General features: G+C 52.6%; 18 protein-coding genes. 8 read left to right on the top strand and 10 right to left on the bottom strand.

All coding sequences use genetic code 11. The annotated features are described in order from the left end of the window. The first annotated feature begins 170 nt into the window (after nucleotides 1-170). The 3 genes from ogt (at nucleotide 171) to uspE (ending at nucleotide 2,734) form a co-directional block, all read left to right on the top strand. Complete coding sequence (gene ogt, locus OGW13_RS04670) at nucleotides 171-686, top strand: methylated-DNA--[protein]-cysteine S-methyltransferase (protein ID WP_044327245.1); 516 nt, start codon at nucleotides 171-173, stop codon at nucleotides 684-686. A gap of 194 nt (nucleotides 687-880) precedes the next feature. Next, a complete protein-coding gene (gene fnr, locus OGW13_RS04665) occupies nucleotides 881-1,633 on the top strand; it encodes a fumarate/nitrate reduction transcriptional regulator Fnr (protein ID WP_003020397.1) in 753 nt (250 codons plus the stop codon). A gap of 150 nt (nucleotides 1,634-1,783) precedes the next feature. Next, nucleotides 1,784-2,734 (top strand): universal stress protein UspE, encoded by a 951-nt coding sequence (gene uspE, locus OGW13_RS04660; protein ID WP_043000578.1) that lies wholly within the window; start codon nucleotides 1,784-1,786, stop codon nucleotides 2,732-2,734. A gap of 46 nt (nucleotides 2,735-2,780) precedes the next feature. On the opposite strand, the gene OGW13_RS04655 is transcribed toward uspE, so the two are convergent. Beyond that, nucleotides 2,781-3,041, bottom strand: coding sequence for a DUF2534 family protein (locus OGW13_RS04655; RefSeq protein WP_043001925.1), 261 nt, complete (start codon nucleotides 3,039-3,041; stop codon nucleotides 2,781-2,783). Between the two features lie 243 nt (nucleotides 3,042-3,284). Between OGW13_RS04655 and OGW13_RS04650 the strand changes: the two genes are divergently transcribed. Then, a complete protein-coding gene (locus tag OGW13_RS04650) occupies nucleotides 3,285-4,304 on the top strand; it encodes a mechanosensitive ion channel family protein (RefSeq protein ID WP_061070678.1) in 1,020 nt (339 codons plus the stop codon). An 84-nt stretch (nucleotides 4,305-4,388) separates the two neighbouring features. Here the strand turns inward: OGW13_RS04650 and OGW13_RS04645 are convergent, their stop codons facing one another. Then, nucleotides 4,389-4,763 carry a VOC family protein gene (locus OGW13_RS04645; protein WP_287115755.1) on the bottom strand — a complete coding sequence of 125 codons (375 nt, stop codon included), beginning with the start codon at nucleotides 4,761-4,763 and terminating at the stop codon, nucleotides 4,389-4,391. A gap of 98 nt (nucleotides 4,764-4,861) precedes the next feature. Here OGW13_RS04645 and OGW13_RS04640 point away from each other — a divergent pair, with 98 nt between their 5' ends. Beyond that, nucleotides 4,862-5,632, top strand: a complete 771-nt coding sequence (locus OGW13_RS04640; RefSeq protein WP_043000575.1) for a DeoR/GlpR family DNA-binding transcription regulator — start codon at nucleotides 4,862-4,864, stop codon at nucleotides 5,630-5,632. Between the two features lie 35 nt (nucleotides 5,633-5,667). Here OGW13_RS04640 and OGW13_RS04635 read toward each other — a convergent pair whose 3' ends face one another. Further along, the gene (locus OGW13_RS04635; RefSeq protein WP_043000574.1) at nucleotides 5,668-7,281 is read right to left on the bottom strand and encodes a peptide ABC transporter substrate-binding protein; all 1,614 of its coding nucleotides are present in this window, start codon (nucleotides 7,279-7,281) and stop codon (nucleotides 5,668-5,670) included. A gap of 183 nt (nucleotides 7,282-7,464) precedes the next feature. On the opposite strand from OGW13_RS04635, the gene mpaA reads away from it, so the two are divergent. Next, nucleotides 7,465-8,193 carry a murein tripeptide amidase MpaA gene (gene mpaA, locus OGW13_RS04630; RefSeq protein WP_043000573.1) on the top strand — a complete coding sequence of 243 codons (729 nt, stop codon included), beginning with the start codon at nucleotides 7,465-7,467 and terminating at the stop codon, nucleotides 8,191-8,193. Here the strand turns inward: mpaA and ycjG are convergent. Then, complete coding sequence (ycjG, locus tag OGW13_RS04625) at nucleotides 8,168-9,133, bottom strand: L-Ala-D/L-Glu epimerase (RefSeq protein WP_043000572.1); 966 nt, start codon at nucleotides 9,131-9,133, stop codon at nucleotides 8,168-8,170. The genes mpaA and ycjG overlap by 26 nt on opposite strands. Nucleotides 9,134-9,254: 121 nt before the next feature. Between ycjG and tpx the strand changes: the two genes are divergently transcribed. Next, entirely contained in the window at nucleotides 9,255-9,761 is a 507-nt protein-coding gene (gene tpx / locus OGW13_RS04620) for a thiol peroxidase (RefSeq protein WP_043000571.1), read from the top strand. 43 nt (nucleotides 9,762-9,804) lie between these two features. Here the strand turns inward: tpx and tyrR are convergent, their stop codons facing one another. The 4 genes from tyrR to OGW13_RS04600 all read right to left on the bottom strand — a co-directional run bounded on the left by tyrR (nucleotide 9,805) and on the right by OGW13_RS04600 (nucleotide 14,903). Beyond that, nucleotides 9,805-11,346, bottom strand: a complete 1,542-nt coding sequence (gene tyrR, locus OGW13_RS04615) for a transcriptional regulator TyrR (RefSeq protein WP_043000570.1) — start codon at nucleotides 11,344-11,346, stop codon at nucleotides 9,805-9,807. Between the two features lie 149 nt (nucleotides 11,347-11,495). Then, nucleotides 11,496-12,557: a YcjF family protein gene (locus tag OGW13_RS04610; RefSeq protein ID WP_287115753.1), complete on the bottom strand. Its 1,062-nt coding sequence runs from the start codon at nucleotides 12,555-12,557 to the stop codon at nucleotides 11,496-11,498. Further along, nucleotides 12,554-13,951, bottom strand: coding sequence for a YcjX family GTP-binding protein (locus OGW13_RS04605; protein WP_043001924.1), 1,398 nt, complete (start codon nucleotides 13,949-13,951; stop codon nucleotides 12,554-12,556). The genes OGW13_RS04610 and OGW13_RS04605 overlap by 4 nt, the downstream gene beginning before the upstream one ends. A gap of 154 nt (nucleotides 13,952-14,105) precedes the next feature. Further along, a complete protein-coding gene (locus tag OGW13_RS04600; RefSeq protein WP_222168194.1) occupies nucleotides 14,106-14,903 on the bottom strand; it encodes an alpha/beta fold hydrolase in 798 nt (265 codons plus the stop codon). A 118-nt stretch (nucleotides 14,904-15,021) separates the two neighbouring features. Here OGW13_RS04600 and OGW13_RS04595 point away from each other — a divergent pair, with 118 nt between their 5' ends. Then, nucleotides 15,022-16,032, top strand: coding sequence for a LacI family DNA-binding transcriptional regulator (locus OGW13_RS04595; protein WP_043000568.1), 1,011 nt, complete (start codon nucleotides 15,022-15,024; stop codon nucleotides 16,030-16,032). Nucleotides 16,033-16,070: 38 nt separating this feature from the next. Here the strand turns inward: OGW13_RS04595 and OGW13_RS04590 are convergent, their stop codons facing one another. Together OGW13_RS04590 and OGW13_RS04585 are read right to left on the bottom strand one after the other, a co-directional pair. Further along, a complete protein-coding gene (locus OGW13_RS04590; protein ID WP_248382017.1) occupies nucleotides 16,071-16,976 on the bottom strand; it encodes an OmpG family monomeric porin in 906 nt (301 codons plus the stop codon). A gap of 76 nt (nucleotides 16,977-17,052) precedes the next feature. Then, entirely contained in the window at nucleotides 17,053-18,132 is a 1,080-nt protein-coding gene (locus tag OGW13_RS04585) for an ABC transporter ATP-binding protein (RefSeq protein ID WP_043000566.1), read from the bottom strand. Nucleotides 18,133-18,134 lie beyond the last annotated feature (2 nt).

Genomic DNA, 18,134 nt, shown 5'->3' with positions numbered 1-18,134 from the left:
CCACCAGGAAAAATAACGGGCATAGATGAAGGATAAACTGCTGTGTGTACTGTAGAGTCTGGCGGATGTAGACAGGCTCTATTTTTTTATCCCAAATCAGGGGTATAGCACTGCTGGCAGTGACCATGATACGTTGATGCCCCACCGACTGCATGCCAACGAGGCAACCGATGCTGACACTACTGGAAGAGAAAATGATGACCCCGCTGGGCCCACTTTGGGTCATTTGCGACGAGCAGTTCAAACTTCGCGCTATCGAGTGGGAACAGTACAGTGAACGCATGGTGCAACTGCTGGATATTCATTACCGCGCACAAGGTTATACCCGTATTAGTGCGACCAATCCGGGCGGTCTGTGCGACAAACTTGCCGACTATTTTGCCGGTAACCTCAGCGCGATCGATACGCTGCCAACCGCCACCGGCGGCACCCCTTTTCAGCGGGAAGTCTGGCAAACCTTACGCACTATTCCTTGTGGTCAGGTGATGCACTACGGTCAGTTGGCTGAGCAACTGGGACGCCCTGGCGCAGCGCGAGCGGTTGGCGCGGCGAACGGTTCAAATCCGATCAGCATCGTGGTGCCCTGCCACCGCGTGATCGGACGTAACGGCACCATGACCGGTTACGCCGGTGGCGTGCAGCGGAAAGAGTGGTTGTTGCGCCATGAAGGTTACCTGTTGCTGTAGTATCCAGGCAATTCGTGCCTTCTTGCTCACACTTTTACGTAAAGACGCCACAGGGAAAGTAAGGTTTTTCAAAGGGATAGAAATATTTTATTCACACATGTCGGAATTATCCGCTATTGGGGTGACCTCAGACTTACGTGCTCTCCAAAAAGATGTTAAAATTGACAAATATCAATTACGGCTTGAGCAGACCTATGATCCCGGAAAAGCGAATTATACGGCGCATTCAGTCTGGCGGTTGTGCTATCCATTGCCAGGATTGCAGTATCAGCCAGCTTTGCATCCCGTTCACACTTAACGAGCATGAGCTTGATCAGCTTGATAATATTATCGAGCGTAAAAAGCCGATCCAGAAAGGCCAGACGCTGTTTAAAGCGGGTGATGAGCTGAAATCGCTCTATGCCATTCGTTCCGGTACGATCAAGAGCTATACCATTACTGAACAAGGCGATGAGCAAATCACCGGCTTCCATCTCGCGGGCGACCTGGTTGGTTTCGACGCGATTGGTAGCGGCCATCATCCGAGTTTTGCGCAGGCACTGGAAACCTCAATGGTCTGTGAAATCCCGTTTGAGACTCTTGATGATCTGTCCGGCAAAATGCCTAATCTGCGTCAGCAGATGATGCGTCTGATGAGTGGTGAGATCAAAGGTGACCAGGATATGATCCTGTTGCTGTCGAAGAAAAACGCGGAAGAGCGTCTGGCGGCATTTATCTATAACCTGTCTCGTCGCTTTGCGCAGCGTGGCTTCTCTCCACGTGAATTCCGTCTGACCATGACCCGTGGCGATATCGGTAACTACCTGGGCCTGACTGTTGAAACAATCAGCCGTTTGTTGGGTCGTTTCCAGAAAAGCGGAATGCTGGCGGTGAAAGGGAAATACATCACTATCGAAAACAGTGATGCGCTGGCGGTTCTCGCCGGACACACCCGCAACGTTGCTTAATCTTTCCGCAACCCTTCTGAAACCCTTCTGTCGAATCGTTAAATTTTCCTGATTTATTGATCTGACAGAAGGTTCTTCCCTGTTTCAATTCACATTCTTGGGTTACTCTTTTAGTTACAAACTGCGATGACAGTTGTAAGGAGACCCTGTATGGCTATGTATCAAAACATGCTGGTGGTTATCGATCCGAATCAGGACGATCAACCTGCGTTACGGCGTGCGGTTTATTTGCATCAACGGATTGGTGGCAAAATTAAAGCCTTTTTGCCGATCTATGACTTTTCCTACGAGATGACCACCCTGCTGTCGCCTGATGAGCGTACGGCAATGCGTCAGGGCGTCATTAGTCAGCGGACGGCGTGGATACGCGAACAAGCAAAATACTACATTGAAGCAGGCGTTCCTGTTGAAATTAAAGTGGTCTGGCACAACCGTCCTTTTGAAGCCATTATTCAGGAAGTGATCAGCGGCGGACACGATCTGGTGCTGAAAATGGCGCACCAGCATGACCGACTGGAAGCAGTGATCTTCACTCCTACCGACTGGCATCTGCTGCGTAAATGCCCAAGTCCGGTGTGGATGGTGAAAGATCAACCCTGGCCGGAAGGCGGTAAAGCGCTGGTGGCGGTAAACCTGGCCAGTGAAGAACCCTACCATAATGCGCTGAATGAGAAGCTGGTAAAAGAGACGCTGCAACTCGCCGAACAGGTCAACCATACAGAGGTGCATCTGGTCGGGGCCTACCCTGTCACGCCGATCAACATCGCGATTGAACTGCCGGAATTTGATCCCAGCGTCTACAACGATGCGATTCGCGGTCAGCACCTGCTGGCAATGAAAGCGCTGCGGCAAAAATTCAGTATCGACGAGAAAGTCACACACGTTGAGAAAGGATTACCGGAGGAGGTAATCCCCGATTTGGCGGAACATCTGCAGGCGGGGATTGTGGTTCTGGGTACAGTGGGCCGCACGGGCATTTCCGCTGCCTTCCTGGGGAATACAGCAGAACAGGTCATCGACCATTTGCGTTGTGACCTGCTGGTCATCAAACCCGACCAGTACCAGACGCCCGTTGAGCTTGACGACGAGGAAGACGACTAACGCGTTGTGTAAAAAACGAAAGGCCCAATGATTTGGGCCTTTTCTTTTAATGCTTGTCCTCACCGCCGAGGAAATAAATTCCTAACGGGATGGCCAGCAGCACAGTGAAAACCAGGCTATAGACGAAAATCATTGATGACTGAATGACATACATCGACGTCGTCCAGTCAGAAAGCGGAATATCATACTGTTCAATCACCCCACCGATCGTGGCGCGCGTGACAACCGATGCGGCAATAATAAACACACCCAGCAGGCAGAGCAGAAACTTTTTGCCCTTCGCCGTCTTCAGCTTTTCCATTATCATCATAGTGTCCTTCTGTCACCAAACTTTTGTTACCTTAGCGCAACAATACCATGACAATATGAAAAAGTCTGCATCAGTTCCCCTGACAAATCCGTCACATTGAAAGCGCCTTTGCGTAAAAACGCTAAAAGCGCTATTTATTCCCCCTTTTTATTGATGACTTGAATGTTTATCCTGAGTACCATTAATGAGTTGCAGTTTATTTTTTGTTATGTCAGTGGCAGCGGAAAGCCGGGGATAAATATGTTTGCAGAGCTGTTCGTAAAAAACGTCTTCAATCTGACGGTTATTTTGAGTAGCGTCTTTAGCTTAATTCTGATGAATGTTTTCTTTCGTCATGCACATAAACGCAAGAAAGGGTTTGTCTTCCATACGGCTCAGTTTCTTATTTATGCGCTGATTATCGGTACATTAGGGCGAATCGCTAACACCGTTATTAGCCATTATAACATCAGCGCGGTTTCATCCAGTATTATCGACTTTGTCTGTACGTCGTTGATCGCCCTGATTCTGACTATTAAATTGTTTCTGGTGATTAATCAGTTTGAAAAATCGCAAATTAAAAAAGGGCGAGACGTCACCAGCGCGCGAATTTTATCGCGGATTATCAAAATCGCCCTCATTGTCGTCATTATTTTGCTTTATGGTGAACACTTCGGCATGAGCCTGTCGGGGTTACTCACCTTTGGCGGCATCGGCGGCATCGCCGTGGGCATGGCAGGGAAAGATATCCTGAGTAACTTCTTTTCCGGCATTATGCTTTATTTCGATCGCCCCTTCAGTATCGGCGACTGGGTACGTTCCCCGGATCGCAATATCGAAGGCACCGTGGCGGAAATTGGCTGGCGGATGACTAAAATCACCACCTTTGATCACCGTCCGTTATACGTTCCAAACTCTGTGTTTTCCTCGATTAGCGTAGAGAATCCCGGTCGGATGAGTAACCGTCGAATCAACACGGTTGTCGGGTTACGTTACGAAGATGCCAGCAAAGTGGGCACGATCGTCAATGCTATTCGACAAATGCTACAAACCCATGCCGATATCGATCAGCAACAAACGCTGCTGGTCTATTTTAATGGCTTTGGTGACTCTTCATTAAATATTATGGTGTATTGTTTTACCCGAACAACGGTCTGGGAAGAGTGGTTAGCGGTTCAACAACAGGTTTATCTTAACATTATTGATATCGTGCAGAGCCATGGCGCTGATTTCGCCTTCCCGAGCCAGACACTCTATCTCAATAATAGCAGTCAGGGTTAATGTAAGACGCTCCTGCCCGACTCGTGATAGCCTCAGGACATATTTATCTGAGGCTCCTTACTCAGACAATGCGTTATTTTCTGTTCATTCAACAATTTCGATGAAATTCCCGTCCGGGTCTTTGATGACCGCTTCATAATAACCGTCCCCGGTCGTGCGCGGTGGTGAAACCAGGATCCCCAGCGCCCGTGCTTTTTTTGCCAGCGCATCCACTTTTTTAGCACTGCCAACCGCGATTGCCAGATGCACCCACCCGGTCGTCTGGTTATCCGGGCGCAGGGCGGGTTTCGTCATCAGTTCAATCGCAATATCATCACCGATGCGCACAAAATAAGACTCAAATCCGGGGTTGTTCTTGCTGATGTATTTCTCATTAAGCGTCCCGCCAAAAAAACCGGTCCAGAAGCGCGCCTGCGCTTCCAGTTCTGTGGTCCATAACGCCATATGTGCGATTTTCATGTTTCACCTCGTTTCAACCCGTCAGAATGTTGACAGCACTGACCGTTTTGCCCGATCATGCGCTATATTGCTCGATGATATGGTTTTCAGGATTTATTATGCTCGATTATGCAGCTTTCCCGGAACAACGACAAGCCCTGATTCAGCAGATCCTGCAGGAGAATGGGCGCGTGGTATGCAGTGACCTCGCCTCCCGGCTGAACGTCTCGGAGCACACGATTCGCCGCGATCTCCATGAACTCAGCAAGGAAGGCATCTGCAAGAAGGTGTATGGCGGCGCGGTCATGATGCTGCCGGAAGCGGGTGACTATTCCATTCGCAAAACCAAGAAGCCCGACCAAAAGAGCAGCATCGCGCAAAAATGTGCACGACTGGTCAAATCCGGTAGCTGTATTTTTATCGACACCGGTACGACCAACCTGGCGATGGCGGAGGCGCTTCCGGCAGAACTGTCTCTGACCGTGGTGACCAACTCGCCGGAAATCGCTGCCGTACTGTTAAAAAAGCCCCTGTATGACGTCATCATGCTCGGCGGTCAGCTGCAGCGCTCTTCTGGTGGTTGCGTCGGCGCTTCGGCGATTGCGCAGGTTCAGGGGATGTTATTCGACCAGGGGTTTATCGGCGGCTGTGCGATGGCGCCGGAATCCGGTCTGACCGGGTTTGATTACGCCGATTGTGAATTCAAACGCGCAGTGATCCGACAGTGTAATGAGACCATTGTCGCGCTGACGGCGGACAAGATCCCGGCGGTGGCTCGCTATGTCGTCGCCCAGAGCAGTGAGATCGATGTCATGGTAGTTGAAGCGAATATCAGCAAGGCGTATTGCGAGGCGTTTCGCGAACATGATATCCGCATTTATACGGTGTGAACGGCAGGCGCGTTTCCGCGCCCGCTGACGGAGGGTTAGTGCTTGATGATATACATGGTCCGGCTGTAGGCCACATCTTCCGGGTTCATGATCGGGTACCCTTTCAGCCACGGTTTGATTAAGCGCCCGTTGGTGTACTGATAAATTGGCGCAATGGGTGCCTGCTCCATGAGGATTTTTTCCGCCGCATTGTAGTCCGCATTACGCGCTTTATCCGTGTTTTCCATCGTCGCCTGAGTGATGATTTTGTCATACGCCGGGTTGTTAAAACGGGAAATATTGCCTGAGTGCGTCGACGTCAGTAGCGACAGGAAGGTCGAAGGCTCGTTGTAATCCCCCACCCAGGAAGCACGAATCACATCGAAATTCCCGGTATTACGGCTGTCGATGTAAGTTTTCCACTCCTGGTTTTGCAGCTTCACATCCACACCTAAGTTTTTCTTCCACATCGAGGCCACCGCGATGGCGATTTTCTGGTGGTTCTCAGAGGTGTTGTATAACAGCGTCAGGTTAAGCGGTTTCTGCGGACCGTATCCCGCCGCACGCAACAGCGTTTTCGCCTGGGCATTCAGCTCTTCCTGACTCATCTGTTCGAACGGAGACGGTTCAGGCGTAAAACCGGCAGTGACGTCCGGCGTAAAGTGCCAGGCCGGTTTTTCCCCGGTACCCAACACTTTCTCCGCCATAATGCGACGGTCAATGGTCATGCTCAGCGCCAGACGCACGCGGGAATCCGCCGTTGGCCCTTTTTGCGTGTTAAAGGCGTAGTAATAGGTTCCCAACTGCGGTGGCGTATAAACCTGCCCTGGAATGTCCTTTAACAGCTTCTGGTACATATTTTTCGGGAATGATTCGGTGATATCAATATCACCCGCCAGGTAACGTTTAGTGGCCGATGACTCTTGATTAATCGGCAGGAAAGTCACTTTTTGCAGCACCGTTTTTCCGTTATCCCAGTACTGCGTATTCGGCACCACCACCAGCTTTTCATTCACCACGCGATCCTGCAACACGTAGGCGCCATTCCCCACCAGGTTGCCCGGTTTGGTCCAGTCTTTACCGCTTGCCACGTTGGCATTTTGCACCGGATAGAACGCAAAACTGGCGGTGAGGTTGGCGAACCACGGCAGCGGCTTATCCAGTTGCACTCTCAGGGTGCGGGCATCAATGGCGGTCACACCGAGCTTATCGGGCGTCACTTTGCCATCAATGATCGCCTGGGCGTTATTGACCCCTGCCAGCGCGGCAAACCATGCAAAGGGCGACAGCGTTTTCGGATCCACCAGGCGTTGCCAGCTATAGACAAAATCCTGGGCGGTCACCGGCGTACCATCAGACCAACGCGCATTATCCCGCAGCGTAAACGTCCAGATGCGATTGTCGTTGCTTTTCCATTGCGTGGCGACGCCAGGTACGATTTCACCCTTCTCGTTCTGGTTCACCAGTCCTTCAAACAGATCGCGAATAACCTGAATTTCCGGCAGGCCAACCGCTTTTGCCGGATCAAGCGTCGCCGGTTCATCTTTTATATGGCGAACCAGCTCCTGCTTCTCTGCCAGTACCGTTCCGCTGGGAACATCCGCAGCATATGACAGAGAAATGCTGCTAACCAACAGCGCACAACAGGTTACTGAAACAGCGTGCTTCATAGAGTCCCCTCAATCCGGCTTATTCACGATGGCGTAATTATTTGTTTCGCCTGAAGGAAATGCAAACATCTTCCTGCAGAAAATTGATATTACGACTAAAAATCCGTCCATGCGAAAACGATTTGATTATCGACCCAATTTGCACAACACTGCGAGTAATAATCCCTGAATTCAGAGACGCTTATGACCGTTACCCGCCCTCGCGCCGAACGCGGCGCCTTCCCGCCAGGAACTGAACATTATGGTCGTTCACTGTTGGGCGCACCGCTGATCTGGTTTCCGGCAGCCGTCGCCAGTCGTGACAGTGGCTTGATTATCGCGGGAACGCATGGTGACGAAAATGCATCGGTGGTCACGCTCTCCTGCGCACTGCGCACGCTGACGCCTTCACTGCGCCGCCACCATGTGATCCTCGCAGTGAACCCGGACGGCTGTCAGCTCGGTTTGCGTGCGAACGCTAACGGCGTCGACCTTAATCGCAATTTTCCGTCAGCAAACTGGAAAGCCGGCGAGACGGTTTATCGCTGGAACAGCGCTGCGGAAACGCGTGACGTGGTGCTGTTAACAGGGGATCATCCCGGTTCGGAACCGGAAACTCAGGCGTTATGTCAGCTCATTCACCGCATTCACCCCGCGTGGGTGGTTTCTTTCCATGACCCACTGGCCTGTATTGAAGATCCCAAAAGCAGCGAGCTCGGTGAATGGCTGGCGCAAGCGTTCGAACTACCGCTGGTGACAAGCGTTGGTTACGAAACGCCCGGCTCTTTCGGCAGTTGGTGTGCGGATCTGAATTTACACTGCATCACAGCGGAATTCCCGCCGATCTCATCAGATGAGGCCAGCGAGAAATATCTCCAGGCGATGTCCACGCTTCTGCGCTGGCATCCTAAAGATGCAGTTGTCCGGTCGTAAAGTGCAATGCAGGCTCCACATCGACCGCCAGCCAGGTAGGACCATCAAGATCGGCAAAGCTGACCTGCGGCGTCAGCGGTAATGCGGCAGAAATGGCCCGTGACGTGCAAAGCATGCAGCCCAGCATCAGGGCAAATCCTTGTTCGCGGGCATCGGTAGCCAGCGCCAGCGCCTCGGTCAGTCCGCCGGTTTTGTCCAGCTTGATATTGACCATTTCATAACGCCCATGCAGCGCTTTCAGGCTGCTACGGGTATGACAGCTCTCATCGGCGCAGATCGGCAGCGGATGGATAAAATTTTCCAGCGCAGCATCATCCTGCGCCGGAAGCGGTTGTTCCAGCATCGCGACACCCAAATCGGCTAACAGCTGGCAGCGCGCCGCCAGCCCTTCCGCCCGCCAGGACTCATTGGCATCGACAATTAAGGTCGCCTCCGGTACTGCCGACCGAATCGCCACCATACGTTCGCTGATCAGTCGATCGTCCAGCTTCACCTTCAGCAGCCTGGCTCCGGCTTCCCATAGCGCCGCTGCGCTGGCCGCCATTTGTTCCGGGCTACCAATCACGACGGTCTGTGCGGTGGCAATTGTCGTCGGCAACGCCACGTTAAGGGTTTCCGTCAGCGTTTGTTGCTGCTGGCGTGCCTGGAGATCCCACAGCGCACAGTCAACCGCGTTGCGTGCCGCACCTGCCGGGAGCAGTTTTTGCAGCGCTTCCCGGGTCAACCCCTTTTCCAGTTGCGGGACAATGCTCATGATCTGTGCCATTACGGAGGCATCGCTTTCCCCGTAACGCGGATAGGGCGTGCACTCACCAATCCCTTTCACACCCTCTTCTTCCAGTTCAACCACCACGACACGCGCCTCACTGCGGCTGCCTCGGGCAATCACAAAAGGGGTATGTAACGGCCAGGCTTCCTCGTATACCTTCACAGAACGCATTTTTTCTCCTTAAGCAATGACGTGGTGGTTTGTGCGCTTCACCGAAATAGCGTTTGCCGTGTTATCGGCTGTTGGCATAAACTAGCTGTGACGTTAACTATATGTAAACAGGAAGATAACCATGTCACAAACCGTTCATTTCCAGGGCAACCCGGTTGCAGTCGCCAACTCCATTCCTCAAGCGGGTAGCAAAGCGCAGCCTTTTACCCTCGTGGCAAAAGATCTGTCTGACGTCGCACTGAGCCAGTTTGCTGGCAAACGCAAAGTCCTGAACATTTTCCCGAGCATCGATACCGGCGTTTGCGCGGCATCGGTACGTAAGTTTAACCAACTGGCCACCGAAATCGACAACACCGTGGTGCTGTGTGTTTCTGCCGATCTGCCGTTTGCCCAGTCCCGCTTCTGCGGCGCTGAAGGTCTGAGCAACGTTATCACGCTGTCCACGCTGCGTAACGCTGAATTCCTGAAAAACTACGGCGTTGAAATCACCGAAGGCCCGCTGAAAGGTCTGGCTGCGCGTGCGGTCGTCGTTCTGGATGAAAATGACAACGTCATCTTCAGTCAACTGGTGAATGAAATTACCAACGAACCTGACTATGCCGCTGCGCTGGAAGTCCTGAAAGCGTAAGGTCCCCGTCATACAAAAATGCCTCCATTTCGGAGGCATTTTTTTACTCTTCGCCCTTCTTCTGATTCAGGCCATATTCACGCAGCTTATTCGCAATCGCGGTATGGGATACCCCCAGGCGTTTCGCCAGCTTGCGGGTACTGGGATAACTGCGGTAAAGCTGGGTTAACACTGAGCGCTCAAAACGGCTGGTGATATCATCCAGCGACCCCTCCATCGCATCTTCACCTACCGCAACCGTCGTCGCATCGTAGTCAGGCAGCAAAATATCCTGCGGTCGCAGTTCGTAACCTTCAAGCTGCGTCAGCGCCCGGTAGATGGCGTTTTTCAGTTGACGCACATTGCCGGGCCAGCCGTAACGGGTCAATACCGTACTGAGATCGGCAGCCAGTTTAGGACGCGGCACGCCCTGCTCATCGGCGAAACGCGCCACAAACAGTTCAGTCAGCGGCATGATGTCCTGTGGACAATCGCGCAGCGGCGGCAGATTCAGCGTCAGCACGTTAAGGCGATAATAGAGATCTTCGCGAAACAGCCCTTTTTGCACCAGTTCAACGAGATTCTTTTGCGTCGCACAGATCACGCGCACATCGACATGTACCTCATGATCTTCCCCCACCCGACGAAACGTACCGTCATTGAGGAACCGCAGTAGCTTGGTCTGCATGCGCGGCGACATTTCACCAATCTCATCAAGCAGCACCGAACCGCCGTTTGCCTGCTCGAAGAAGCCTTTTTTGCCTTCTGGCGCATGACCAAACAGTTCGCTTTCCACCGCATCTTCAGGGATCGACGCGCAGTTGAGCGCCAGATACGGTTTGCCCGCGCGCGGGCTGGCCTGGTGACAGGCATACGCAAACAGATCTTTACCGGTGCCGGTATCGCCGGTAATCAACAGCGGCGCACTCAGCATCGCCAGTTTGCGCGCCTGTTCGACAACATGCTTCATTTTGCCGCTGACGGCGATGATTTGGCTAAAAGCGCTGACATCCTGGGTTGCCAGATTCTGCAACTGACGTCCCATCCGGAGTGTTGAACGCAACATGACCACCGCACCGGTGAGCATGGTTTCGTCAGTTTCCCCTTGCAGATAAACCGGCGTGATTTCCATCAGGAAATTCTGCCCGTTGATCACCACATGTTCGTTATGGGACGTCTGCGGATTGCCTTCCAGCCAGCGCTGGAAGTTAAAACCGTTGATCAGTTGTGCAGCGGTATGGTTGCGCATCCGCTCCGGGTTAAGCGCAAACAGCTGGCAGCTTGCCGGGTTCGCTATCTCAATCTTGCTTTTCAGATCCAGCGACAGAACAGGTTCAGGCAGTGCCTCAAGCAGCGCGCTAAGCGCGAGGTGCTCCCGCTCTGATGGCATCCATGGCACAGTGCGTACATCGGTGACGCCTGCAATGCGGCGAATTTCCGCCATTAAACTGCTGAAGTTAGTGAACTCCAGTTCAGCAAAGTTAAGGTAGATTCGCCCGATGGGGTCAATCTCGATACCGCGCAAATCGATGCTGCGTAGCACCAGTAAATCAAGTAATTCGCGAGTCAGACCAAGTCGGTCTTCACAAAAGACTTCCAGACGCATGGGGGAACCTTCAACTGAATAATGAGCTATAGATATGATGATAAGCCAGGAATGGGGAACCAGGAAGGATTCTGTCAACAAATATTGACAGCATGACGGAAAAACAGGCGTTTCGGCGTAAAGTTACGCGATCAACGCCTGTGATTAGATTACTTTTCTCGCGGGGATCCGTTTTTCTGCAACGTCTCTTTGAGCTGCCCGATCAATTGACGCCGGAAATCACCCAAGCGCGGTTTGTCATCGTCCAGCCACGGCAACGGGCGGCAAAGCTCCATCGCTTTGATCCCCAGTCGTGCGGTTAACAACCCCGCGCCGATCCCCTGTGCGGCTCGGGTCGACAGGCGCGCCGCGAGATCCTGCGACATCCAGTCCATCCCCACTTCCCGCACCAGTTCGCTGGCTCCGGCAAAAGCGATGTTGAGCAACACCAGTCGGAACAGACGCAAACGGCTGTAATAGCCCAGCTCTATCCCGTACAGCGTGGCGATGCGGTTAATCAGTCGCAAATTGCGCCAGGCAATAAATGCCATATCCACCAGCGCCAGCGGACTGACTGCGATCATCAGCGTCGACTCCGCCGCCGAACGGCTGATTTCTCGCCGCGCCTGAGCATCCAGCACCGGCTGAACCAGATGGGCGTAAAGACTGACCACTTCGCGATCGTTCTGCGTTTCGTGGATCGAGGCATACCAGCGCTGCAACGCCGGATGCGACTGGTCGATTCCGGCCTGCTGGGCCAGTTTCTCGCAGAAGGCCCGTCCTTTGCCGGCACCGTAACTGTGCAGCAGGTCACGCGCTTCATCGCGCTCGTGAGCACGCTGACGCAAACGCCACAGACGTCGCCATTCGGTTGCCACCGATCCGACTCCCGCCCCAATAATCAGCGCCCCGGCCGCGCAACCGCCGAGCGCCACCCAGTCCTGGGTTTGCCAGGCGTTCATTGTCCACTGAACACCTTGTCCCACCACGCTTACGCCGAACAGCGCCAGGCCGCCCATTACCATCTTGCGCCACAGACTGCGCTTAGGGCGTAGCGCCGCGTCAATCACCGCTTCGGCTTGTCCCTCTTCTTCCAGCGGTTCATCAACGGTGGCCGGGGCAAAGGACTGAGCTTGCGTCTCGCTAAACGTTTGTTGCGCTTTAAAAGCCGGGCTCTGCTCGACGTCAAGCGGACCAGCGAAATCAATCCGCGGTTTTATCGGTTCGCTCATCGCAATTTATCTCCTATTAAAAACTCCAGCGCGGCATCCAGGCGAATGTGCGGCAGCGGCTTATCGACGTCCATTTTTTGCGGTCGAAATGCTTCAAACTGAAATCCCTGGCGGTCCCAGAACGCCTGTCCCGGCAGACGTGCCGGCACTTCACCGGGGTAGACCGTCAGCGGAGAGCCATCGCTTAAGCGATTCCCGCGTAGCGCCGGGATCTTCTCACCGTTCACGTCAATCAGCCCGCTGGTGGTAGCCTGAACGGAGGCCAACCCCAGACAATCCATGCTGATCCCTTCAAACGCGGCGTTCTGCCAGGCATCCTGAATCAACTGTTGCAGCAGCGACACCATATTGGCGTGCTGATCGATCGTCACATGATCCGCTTTGGTGGCAGCAAACAGCAGTTTGTCGATCACCGGTGAAAACAGCCGACGGAACAGCGTACGCTGACCGTAATGGAAACTTTGCATCAGTTGAGTTAAGGCAAGACGCATGTCGTTGAACGCCTGCGGCCCGCTGTTGAGCGGTTGCAGGCAATCCACCAGCACAATCTGACGATCGAAGCGCAGAAAATGGTTCTTATAAAACCCCTTCACCACCTTTTCGCAGTAATAGTTAAAGCGTTCACGCAGCATCCCGGCGTTAGTCTGTTTGTCTGCCTGAGCCAGTTTTGATTCACCCCACGCGTCCACATCCGGCCAGGGGAAAAACTGCAACGCTGGCGCGCCGGCCATATCACCAGGCAGGACGAACCGCCCCGGCTGGATGAAATGCAGTCCCTGCTGTTTACATTGATGCAAATAGTCCGTCCACGCTGCCGCAATGTCGGCCAGGCGGTTCTCATCGGCGGGTGCCAGCGGATCCAGCCCTTGCGTCAGCTGTCGCCATTTCGCCGACCATTCCGCTCGCTGCCCGGTAAGCAGACCGGTCATTTGCCGTGACCAGCTCAGGTAATCCTGCGCCAGCATCGGTAGATCGAGCAGCCATTCGCCGGGATAATCGACAATTTCCAGGTACAGCGTCGACGTCTCTTTGAAGTGACGTAGCAGAGAGTCATTGGATTTATAGCGCAGCGCCAGGCGAATTTCGCTGACCCCACGGGTGGGCGTCGGCCACGTCGGCGGATCGCCATACAGCTGGGCCAGCCCTTCATCGTAGGTAAAGCGAGGAATGCCAAAATCTCGCTGGGGGACACGTTTCACCCCGAGCAGGCGCTCCTCGCGTACTGCGCTAAGCAGCGGCAGCCGCGCACCGGCATGGATATTGAGCAACTGATTAACCATCGCGGTGATAAATGCGGTTTTTCCGCTCCGGCTCAGCCCGGTGACCGCGAGGCGCAAATGCCGGTCTACACCGCGATTAACCAGCGCATTGAGTTCATTGGTGAGTCTCTTCATCGCCATCCCGTTATGCCTGAAGACCAGAAAAAAGTATAACGCATCCCTCTAATATAGGGGCAGGTCGTTGATTTTCAATCGGGTTGTGTCGAGTGGGATGTTCACCCGACTGACCCCGTTAAGGGAAAACAGGACAGGCTGAAATAAAAGTATGCTAATGAGCTAAGCAGCGTTCAAAAGCCGAGCGAACACTTTCATAGCATGCTCTTGAACGCATCAACTGCTCCCAGATCGAGTTATGACCCGCCCCATCGATCGTGAGTAGTGTCTTTTGGCAGGCCTGCGCTGCCGACGAGACCAGTTTTTTCGGTATATCGGCAGGGATGATGGTGTCATTTTCGGCAGCGATAACCAACAAATCACCGGTAAATTCAGCGGTGATGGCCCACGCATCCGTCGCGTCCCAACTGTGATCCTGGCGTATGATGGCCGAAAAATCGGGGCCAAATTTAACCGGATACGCGGGCGTGGCATAGACACCTGGCACCATCAGAATCAACGAGCGCAGCGGAACTATTTTACTGAGTTGAAGCGCATTGTACGCCCCCATGCTGACGCCCACACAACCGGTAAAAATCTGCCCCTGAAAATCCATCACCGCCGTTGCCTGTTGGGTGCGGCTCAACAACGAGGAATCGCGAATGTCGCCGCCGGTTTCTCCATGACCTAAAAAATCGAATATCGTCGTTCCAAAACCTGACTCATCCAACATAACGCGATACTTGTGGAAAATGGTTCTGTCTTTCCCGCCGCCGTGTAGCATCAGGACATGTCCATTGCGGCCAAACGTACTTTCAGCGTAAAGCGTTTCGCCCTGAAAAGGGACCAGGAAAGAGTGGCTTTGCATCATGAGCGTCGCATTATTAAAGGATGGGATATCAGGTTTTATCAAACCCGATAACTTCATGCAATGGTCTGCAATCAATCTGCTGCGCCAGGTTCGGGCTGCCACAGAAATGCTGATTCATGAAGTTCATTGCTACACGGCACAATCCACCGCGCTGTGTTGTCAACCGCAGACTAACTCCCTAAGATGTATGGTATTAACTCTCCGATGGAGTTGCAGGAGTATGACCCCCACTATTTATGATATCGCTCGCGTGGCGGGTGTGTCGAAGTCGACGGTCTCGCGCGTATTAAACAAGCAAACCAATATCTCACCGGAAGCGCTGGAAAAAGTGCAGCGCGCTATTGATGAACTGCAGTATCAGCCGAATAAACTGGCCCGCGCCCTGACCTCATCCGGGTTTGACGCCATCATGGTGATTTCAACACGCTCGACCAAAACAACTGCTGGTAACCCCTTCTTCTCTGAAGTTTTGCACGCCATTACCGCAAAAGCAGAGGAGGAAGGTTTCGACGTGATCCTGCAAACGTCACGTAGTACTGAAGACGATCTGCAAAAGTGCGAGAGCAAGATTAAGCAGAAGATGATCAAAGGCATTATCATGCTTAGTTCGCCCGCAGATGAGACTTTTTTCGAGCGTCTGGATAAATATGATATTCCAGTGGTGGTCATCGGTAAGGTAGAAGGTCAATACACTCACGTTTACTCGGTCGATACCGATAATTATCGTGACAGTATTGCACTGACTGATGCCCTGATTGACAGCGGCCATCAGAATATTGCCTGTTTGCATGCGCCGCTGGAATACCATGTTTCTGTTGATCGCGTAAATGGCTATAAGCGCAGTCTGGCGACGCATCAACTGGCAGAGAATAAACGCTGGATTATTGATGGTGGCTATACGCACGAAAGTGCGCTGGAAGCGGCGAGAGCATTATTAAACCAGCACCCCTTACCGGATGCTGTTTTTGCCACCGACAGCATTAAGATCCTCAGTTTATATCGCGCAGCGTCGGAGAGAAAAATTGCCATTCCGCAGCAGCTGGCGGTCGTCGGTTACAGCAACGAAATGCTCTCTTTTATTCTCACCCCTCCGCCCGGCGGCATTGACGTCCCTACACGTGAACTCGGCGAGCAAAGCTGCGATCTGTTGTTTAAGCATATTGCCGGGAAAACCGACGCTCGCTCCATCACCGTCGAAACCCGTATCTCTCTGACCGCATCTCTGGCCTGAGCGAATGGCTACCCGTAATTGACGGGCAGCCAGGGCTATCAGAAGGCGTAGTTAACGCCTATGCCCGCATAATGGAACCGGTCACTGTCACCTTCATCGTGATCTTCCCACTCATAGGCATATTCCAGCGTCATCGACAAACCATTCTGGAAATCATAGGCATACTGTAATCCGAGACGGTTGAAGTCATGACCTTCATGCTCCGGATCGTCTCGCCAGTCCCAGTTTGACCACCGATCCAGACCTATACGGGTATAGGGTGTCAGCGTGGTATTGCCCAGCGAAATCGGTAAATAGGCGCGAATTTCCTGAGTAGAAAACTCGCCATTATTACGATGTTCAGCAAGGTTGAAACCGCGCTCCAGATAGTAATTTACCGTCAGTCCCACTGTTTCATTAAAGGTATAATTTAGGCCCGTTTCGCTTTCGACACGACTGTCTGAATAGCCGGTGGTCGTCAGATCGTTGACGAATTGATACATCGCCAGCCATCCGCTAAAGCGCAAATCATCCGTGAGCTTCACATTCCAGTCCGGCGCCACTTTCCAGCGTTGCATATTTGCGGTGTCTTTGCCCGCTTCATTCACATAGTGATAGCCGTAGTTACGAACGCCACCCGTCAAACCAAAACTGAAATCATCACTTTCCAGGATCTGATAGTGAACTTCCAGTTCCGGGCGATCAAACCAGGTACCGCGTTTGCCAGCACTATAGTCAACCGGGCCTTCCTGATAATAGGCCAGGGATATTCTCCACGGACCGTTCGAGGCATTAAAATAGACAGACGGTTCAGCAAGTCCGTCCATATCTTCGCCGTAACCTTCAACGTTTTCAATTTCGTACATGGCACCAATATTAAAATGCCAGTCTTTATTATCGGCAGCCTGCGCGCAGGCCATCCCAGCGCATATCAGCAGCGCTGAAGAGGACAGTAAGGTTTTCATTTTTATTCCTTGTTAAAGTACAGATAAATAAAATATCGCGAAAGCCAGGGGGCCACGCCCCTGGAGATATTTATTGTTAAATAGCGAATTCCGTCTCTACGTCAAAGAAATGGCATTTCGCCATATCAAAATGGATGGTGATATTGTCTCCTGCATAATAGTCATTAACAGACCCGGCACGGACCACCAGCTCGTGCCCCCCAATCGTGCTGTACAACATAAATTCTGCGCCGGTCAGTTCCGCCACGCTTATTTTTGCTGTCACGCTATTCTCTTCTTGTATTCCAGGGTGAATATCCTCCGGGCGGATCCCCAGCACGACAGCTTTATGTTCATAACCCTTCGCTTTTAATATCCGTAATTTGTCTTCCGGAAGGGTTAATTTAAGGGTTTCCGTAACAAATTTATTTCCGTCAATCGCGCCACGGATAAAATTCATTGCCGGAGAACCGATAAAACCTGCAACAAACATATTTGCGGGATGGTTATAAACCATTTTGGGCGCTCCAACCTGCTGAACGATCCCATCTTTCATGATCACAATCCGCGTCGCCATGGTCATGGCTTCTGTCTGGTCGTGCGTGACGTAAATCATGGTGGTATTCAACTTCTGGTGTAGTTTGCTGATCTCTGCGCGCATCTGGACACGGAGTTTGGCGTCGAGATTAGAGAGCGGCTCATCCATCAGAAACACGCCCGCTTCACGCACAATGGCCCGGCCCAGCGCAACACGCTGGCGTTGCCCGCCCGACAATGCGCCAGGTTTGCGCTTGAGGTACTCCCGTAAACCGAGGATCTGCGCTGCCCAGTTGACGCGTTCGTCAATAACGCCGGGATCAATCTTTTGCATCTTCAGACCGAACGCCATGTTGTCATAGACACTCATGTGCGGATACAGCGCGTAGTTCTGGAAGACCATTGCAATATTGCGCGCCTTTGCGGGCACATCATTCATCCGCTTGCCGTCGATCAACAGTTCGCCGGCGCTGATCTCCTCAAGTCCCGCAATCATTCGTAGCGTGGTTGATTTTCCGCATCCCGACGGGCCGACAAAAACGATGAACTCTTTGTCTTCAATTTCCAGATTGAAGTCTTTAACCACATGCACCTGGTTGTCATAAATTTTTTGTATATGCTGCAACGAAAGCTGTGCCATGT

This window comes from Citrobacter sp. Ca225, from assembly GCF_030337175.1.
GTDB classification, from domain to species: Bacteria; Pseudomonadota; Gammaproteobacteria; order Enterobacterales; family Enterobacteriaceae; genus Citrobacter_A; species Citrobacter_A amalonaticus.
This window is presented reverse-complemented; position numbering and strand designations above follow the sequence as displayed.

Bases quoted from the DNA above. Each gene is read 5' to 3' on its own strand.
- ogt (WP_044327245.1), top strand. From the start codon at position 171: ATGCTGACACTACTGGAAGAGAAAATGATGACCCCGCTGGGCCCACTT.
- fnr (WP_003020397.1), top strand. From the start codon at position 881: ATGATCCCGGAAAAGCGAATTATACGGCGCATTCAGTCTGGCGGTTGT.
- uspE (WP_043000578.1), top strand. From the start codon at position 1,784: ATGGCTATGTATCAAAACATGCTGGTGGTTATCGATCCGAATCAGGAC.
- OGW13_RS04655 (WP_043001925.1), bottom strand. From the start codon at position 3,041: ATGATAATGGAAAAGCTGAAGACGGCGAAGGGCAAAAAGTTTCTGCTC.
- OGW13_RS04650 (WP_061070678.1), top strand. From the start codon at position 3,285: ATGTTTGCAGAGCTGTTCGTAAAAAACGTCTTCAATCTGACGGTTATT.
- OGW13_RS04645 (WP_287115755.1), bottom strand. From the start codon at position 4,763: ATGAAAATCGCACATATGGCGTTATGGACCACAGAACTGGAAGCGCAG.
- OGW13_RS04640 (WP_043000575.1), top strand. From the start codon at position 4,862: ATGCTCGATTATGCAGCTTTCCCGGAACAACGACAAGCCCTGATTCAG.
- OGW13_RS04635 (WP_043000574.1), bottom strand. From the start codon at position 7,281: ATGAAGCACGCTGTTTCAGTAACCTGTTGTGCGCTGTTGGTTAGCAGC.
- mpaA (WP_043000573.1), top strand. From the start codon at position 7,465: ATGACCGTTACCCGCCCTCGCGCCGAACGCGGCGCCTTCCCGCCAGGA.
- ycjG (WP_043000572.1), bottom strand. From the start codon at position 9,133: ATGCGTTCTGTGAAGGTATACGAGGAAGCCTGGCCGTTACATACCCCT.
- tpx (WP_043000571.1), top strand. From the start codon at position 9,255: ATGTCACAAACCGTTCATTTCCAGGGCAACCCGGTTGCAGTCGCCAAC.
- tyrR (WP_043000570.1), bottom strand. From the start codon at position 11,346: ATGCGTCTGGAAGTCTTTTGTGAAGACCGACTTGGTCTGACTCGCGAA.
- OGW13_RS04610 (WP_287115753.1), bottom strand. From the start codon at position 12,557: ATGAGCGAACCGATAAAACCGCGGATTGATTTCGCTGGTCCGCTTGAC.
- OGW13_RS04605 (WP_043001924.1), bottom strand. From the start codon at position 13,951: ATGAAGAGACTCACCAATGAACTCAATGCGCTGGTTAATCGCGGTGTA.
- OGW13_RS04595 (WP_043000568.1), top strand. From the start codon at position 15,022: ATGACCCCCACTATTTATGATATCGCTCGCGTGGCGGGTGTGTCGAAG.
- OGW13_RS04590 (WP_248382017.1), bottom strand. From the start codon at position 16,976: ATGAAAACCTTACTGTCCTCTTCAGCGCTGCTGATATGCGCTGGGATG.
- OGW13_RS04585 (WP_043000566.1), bottom strand. From the start codon at position 18,132: ATGGCACAGCTTTCGTTGCAGCATATACAAAAAATTTATGACAACCAG.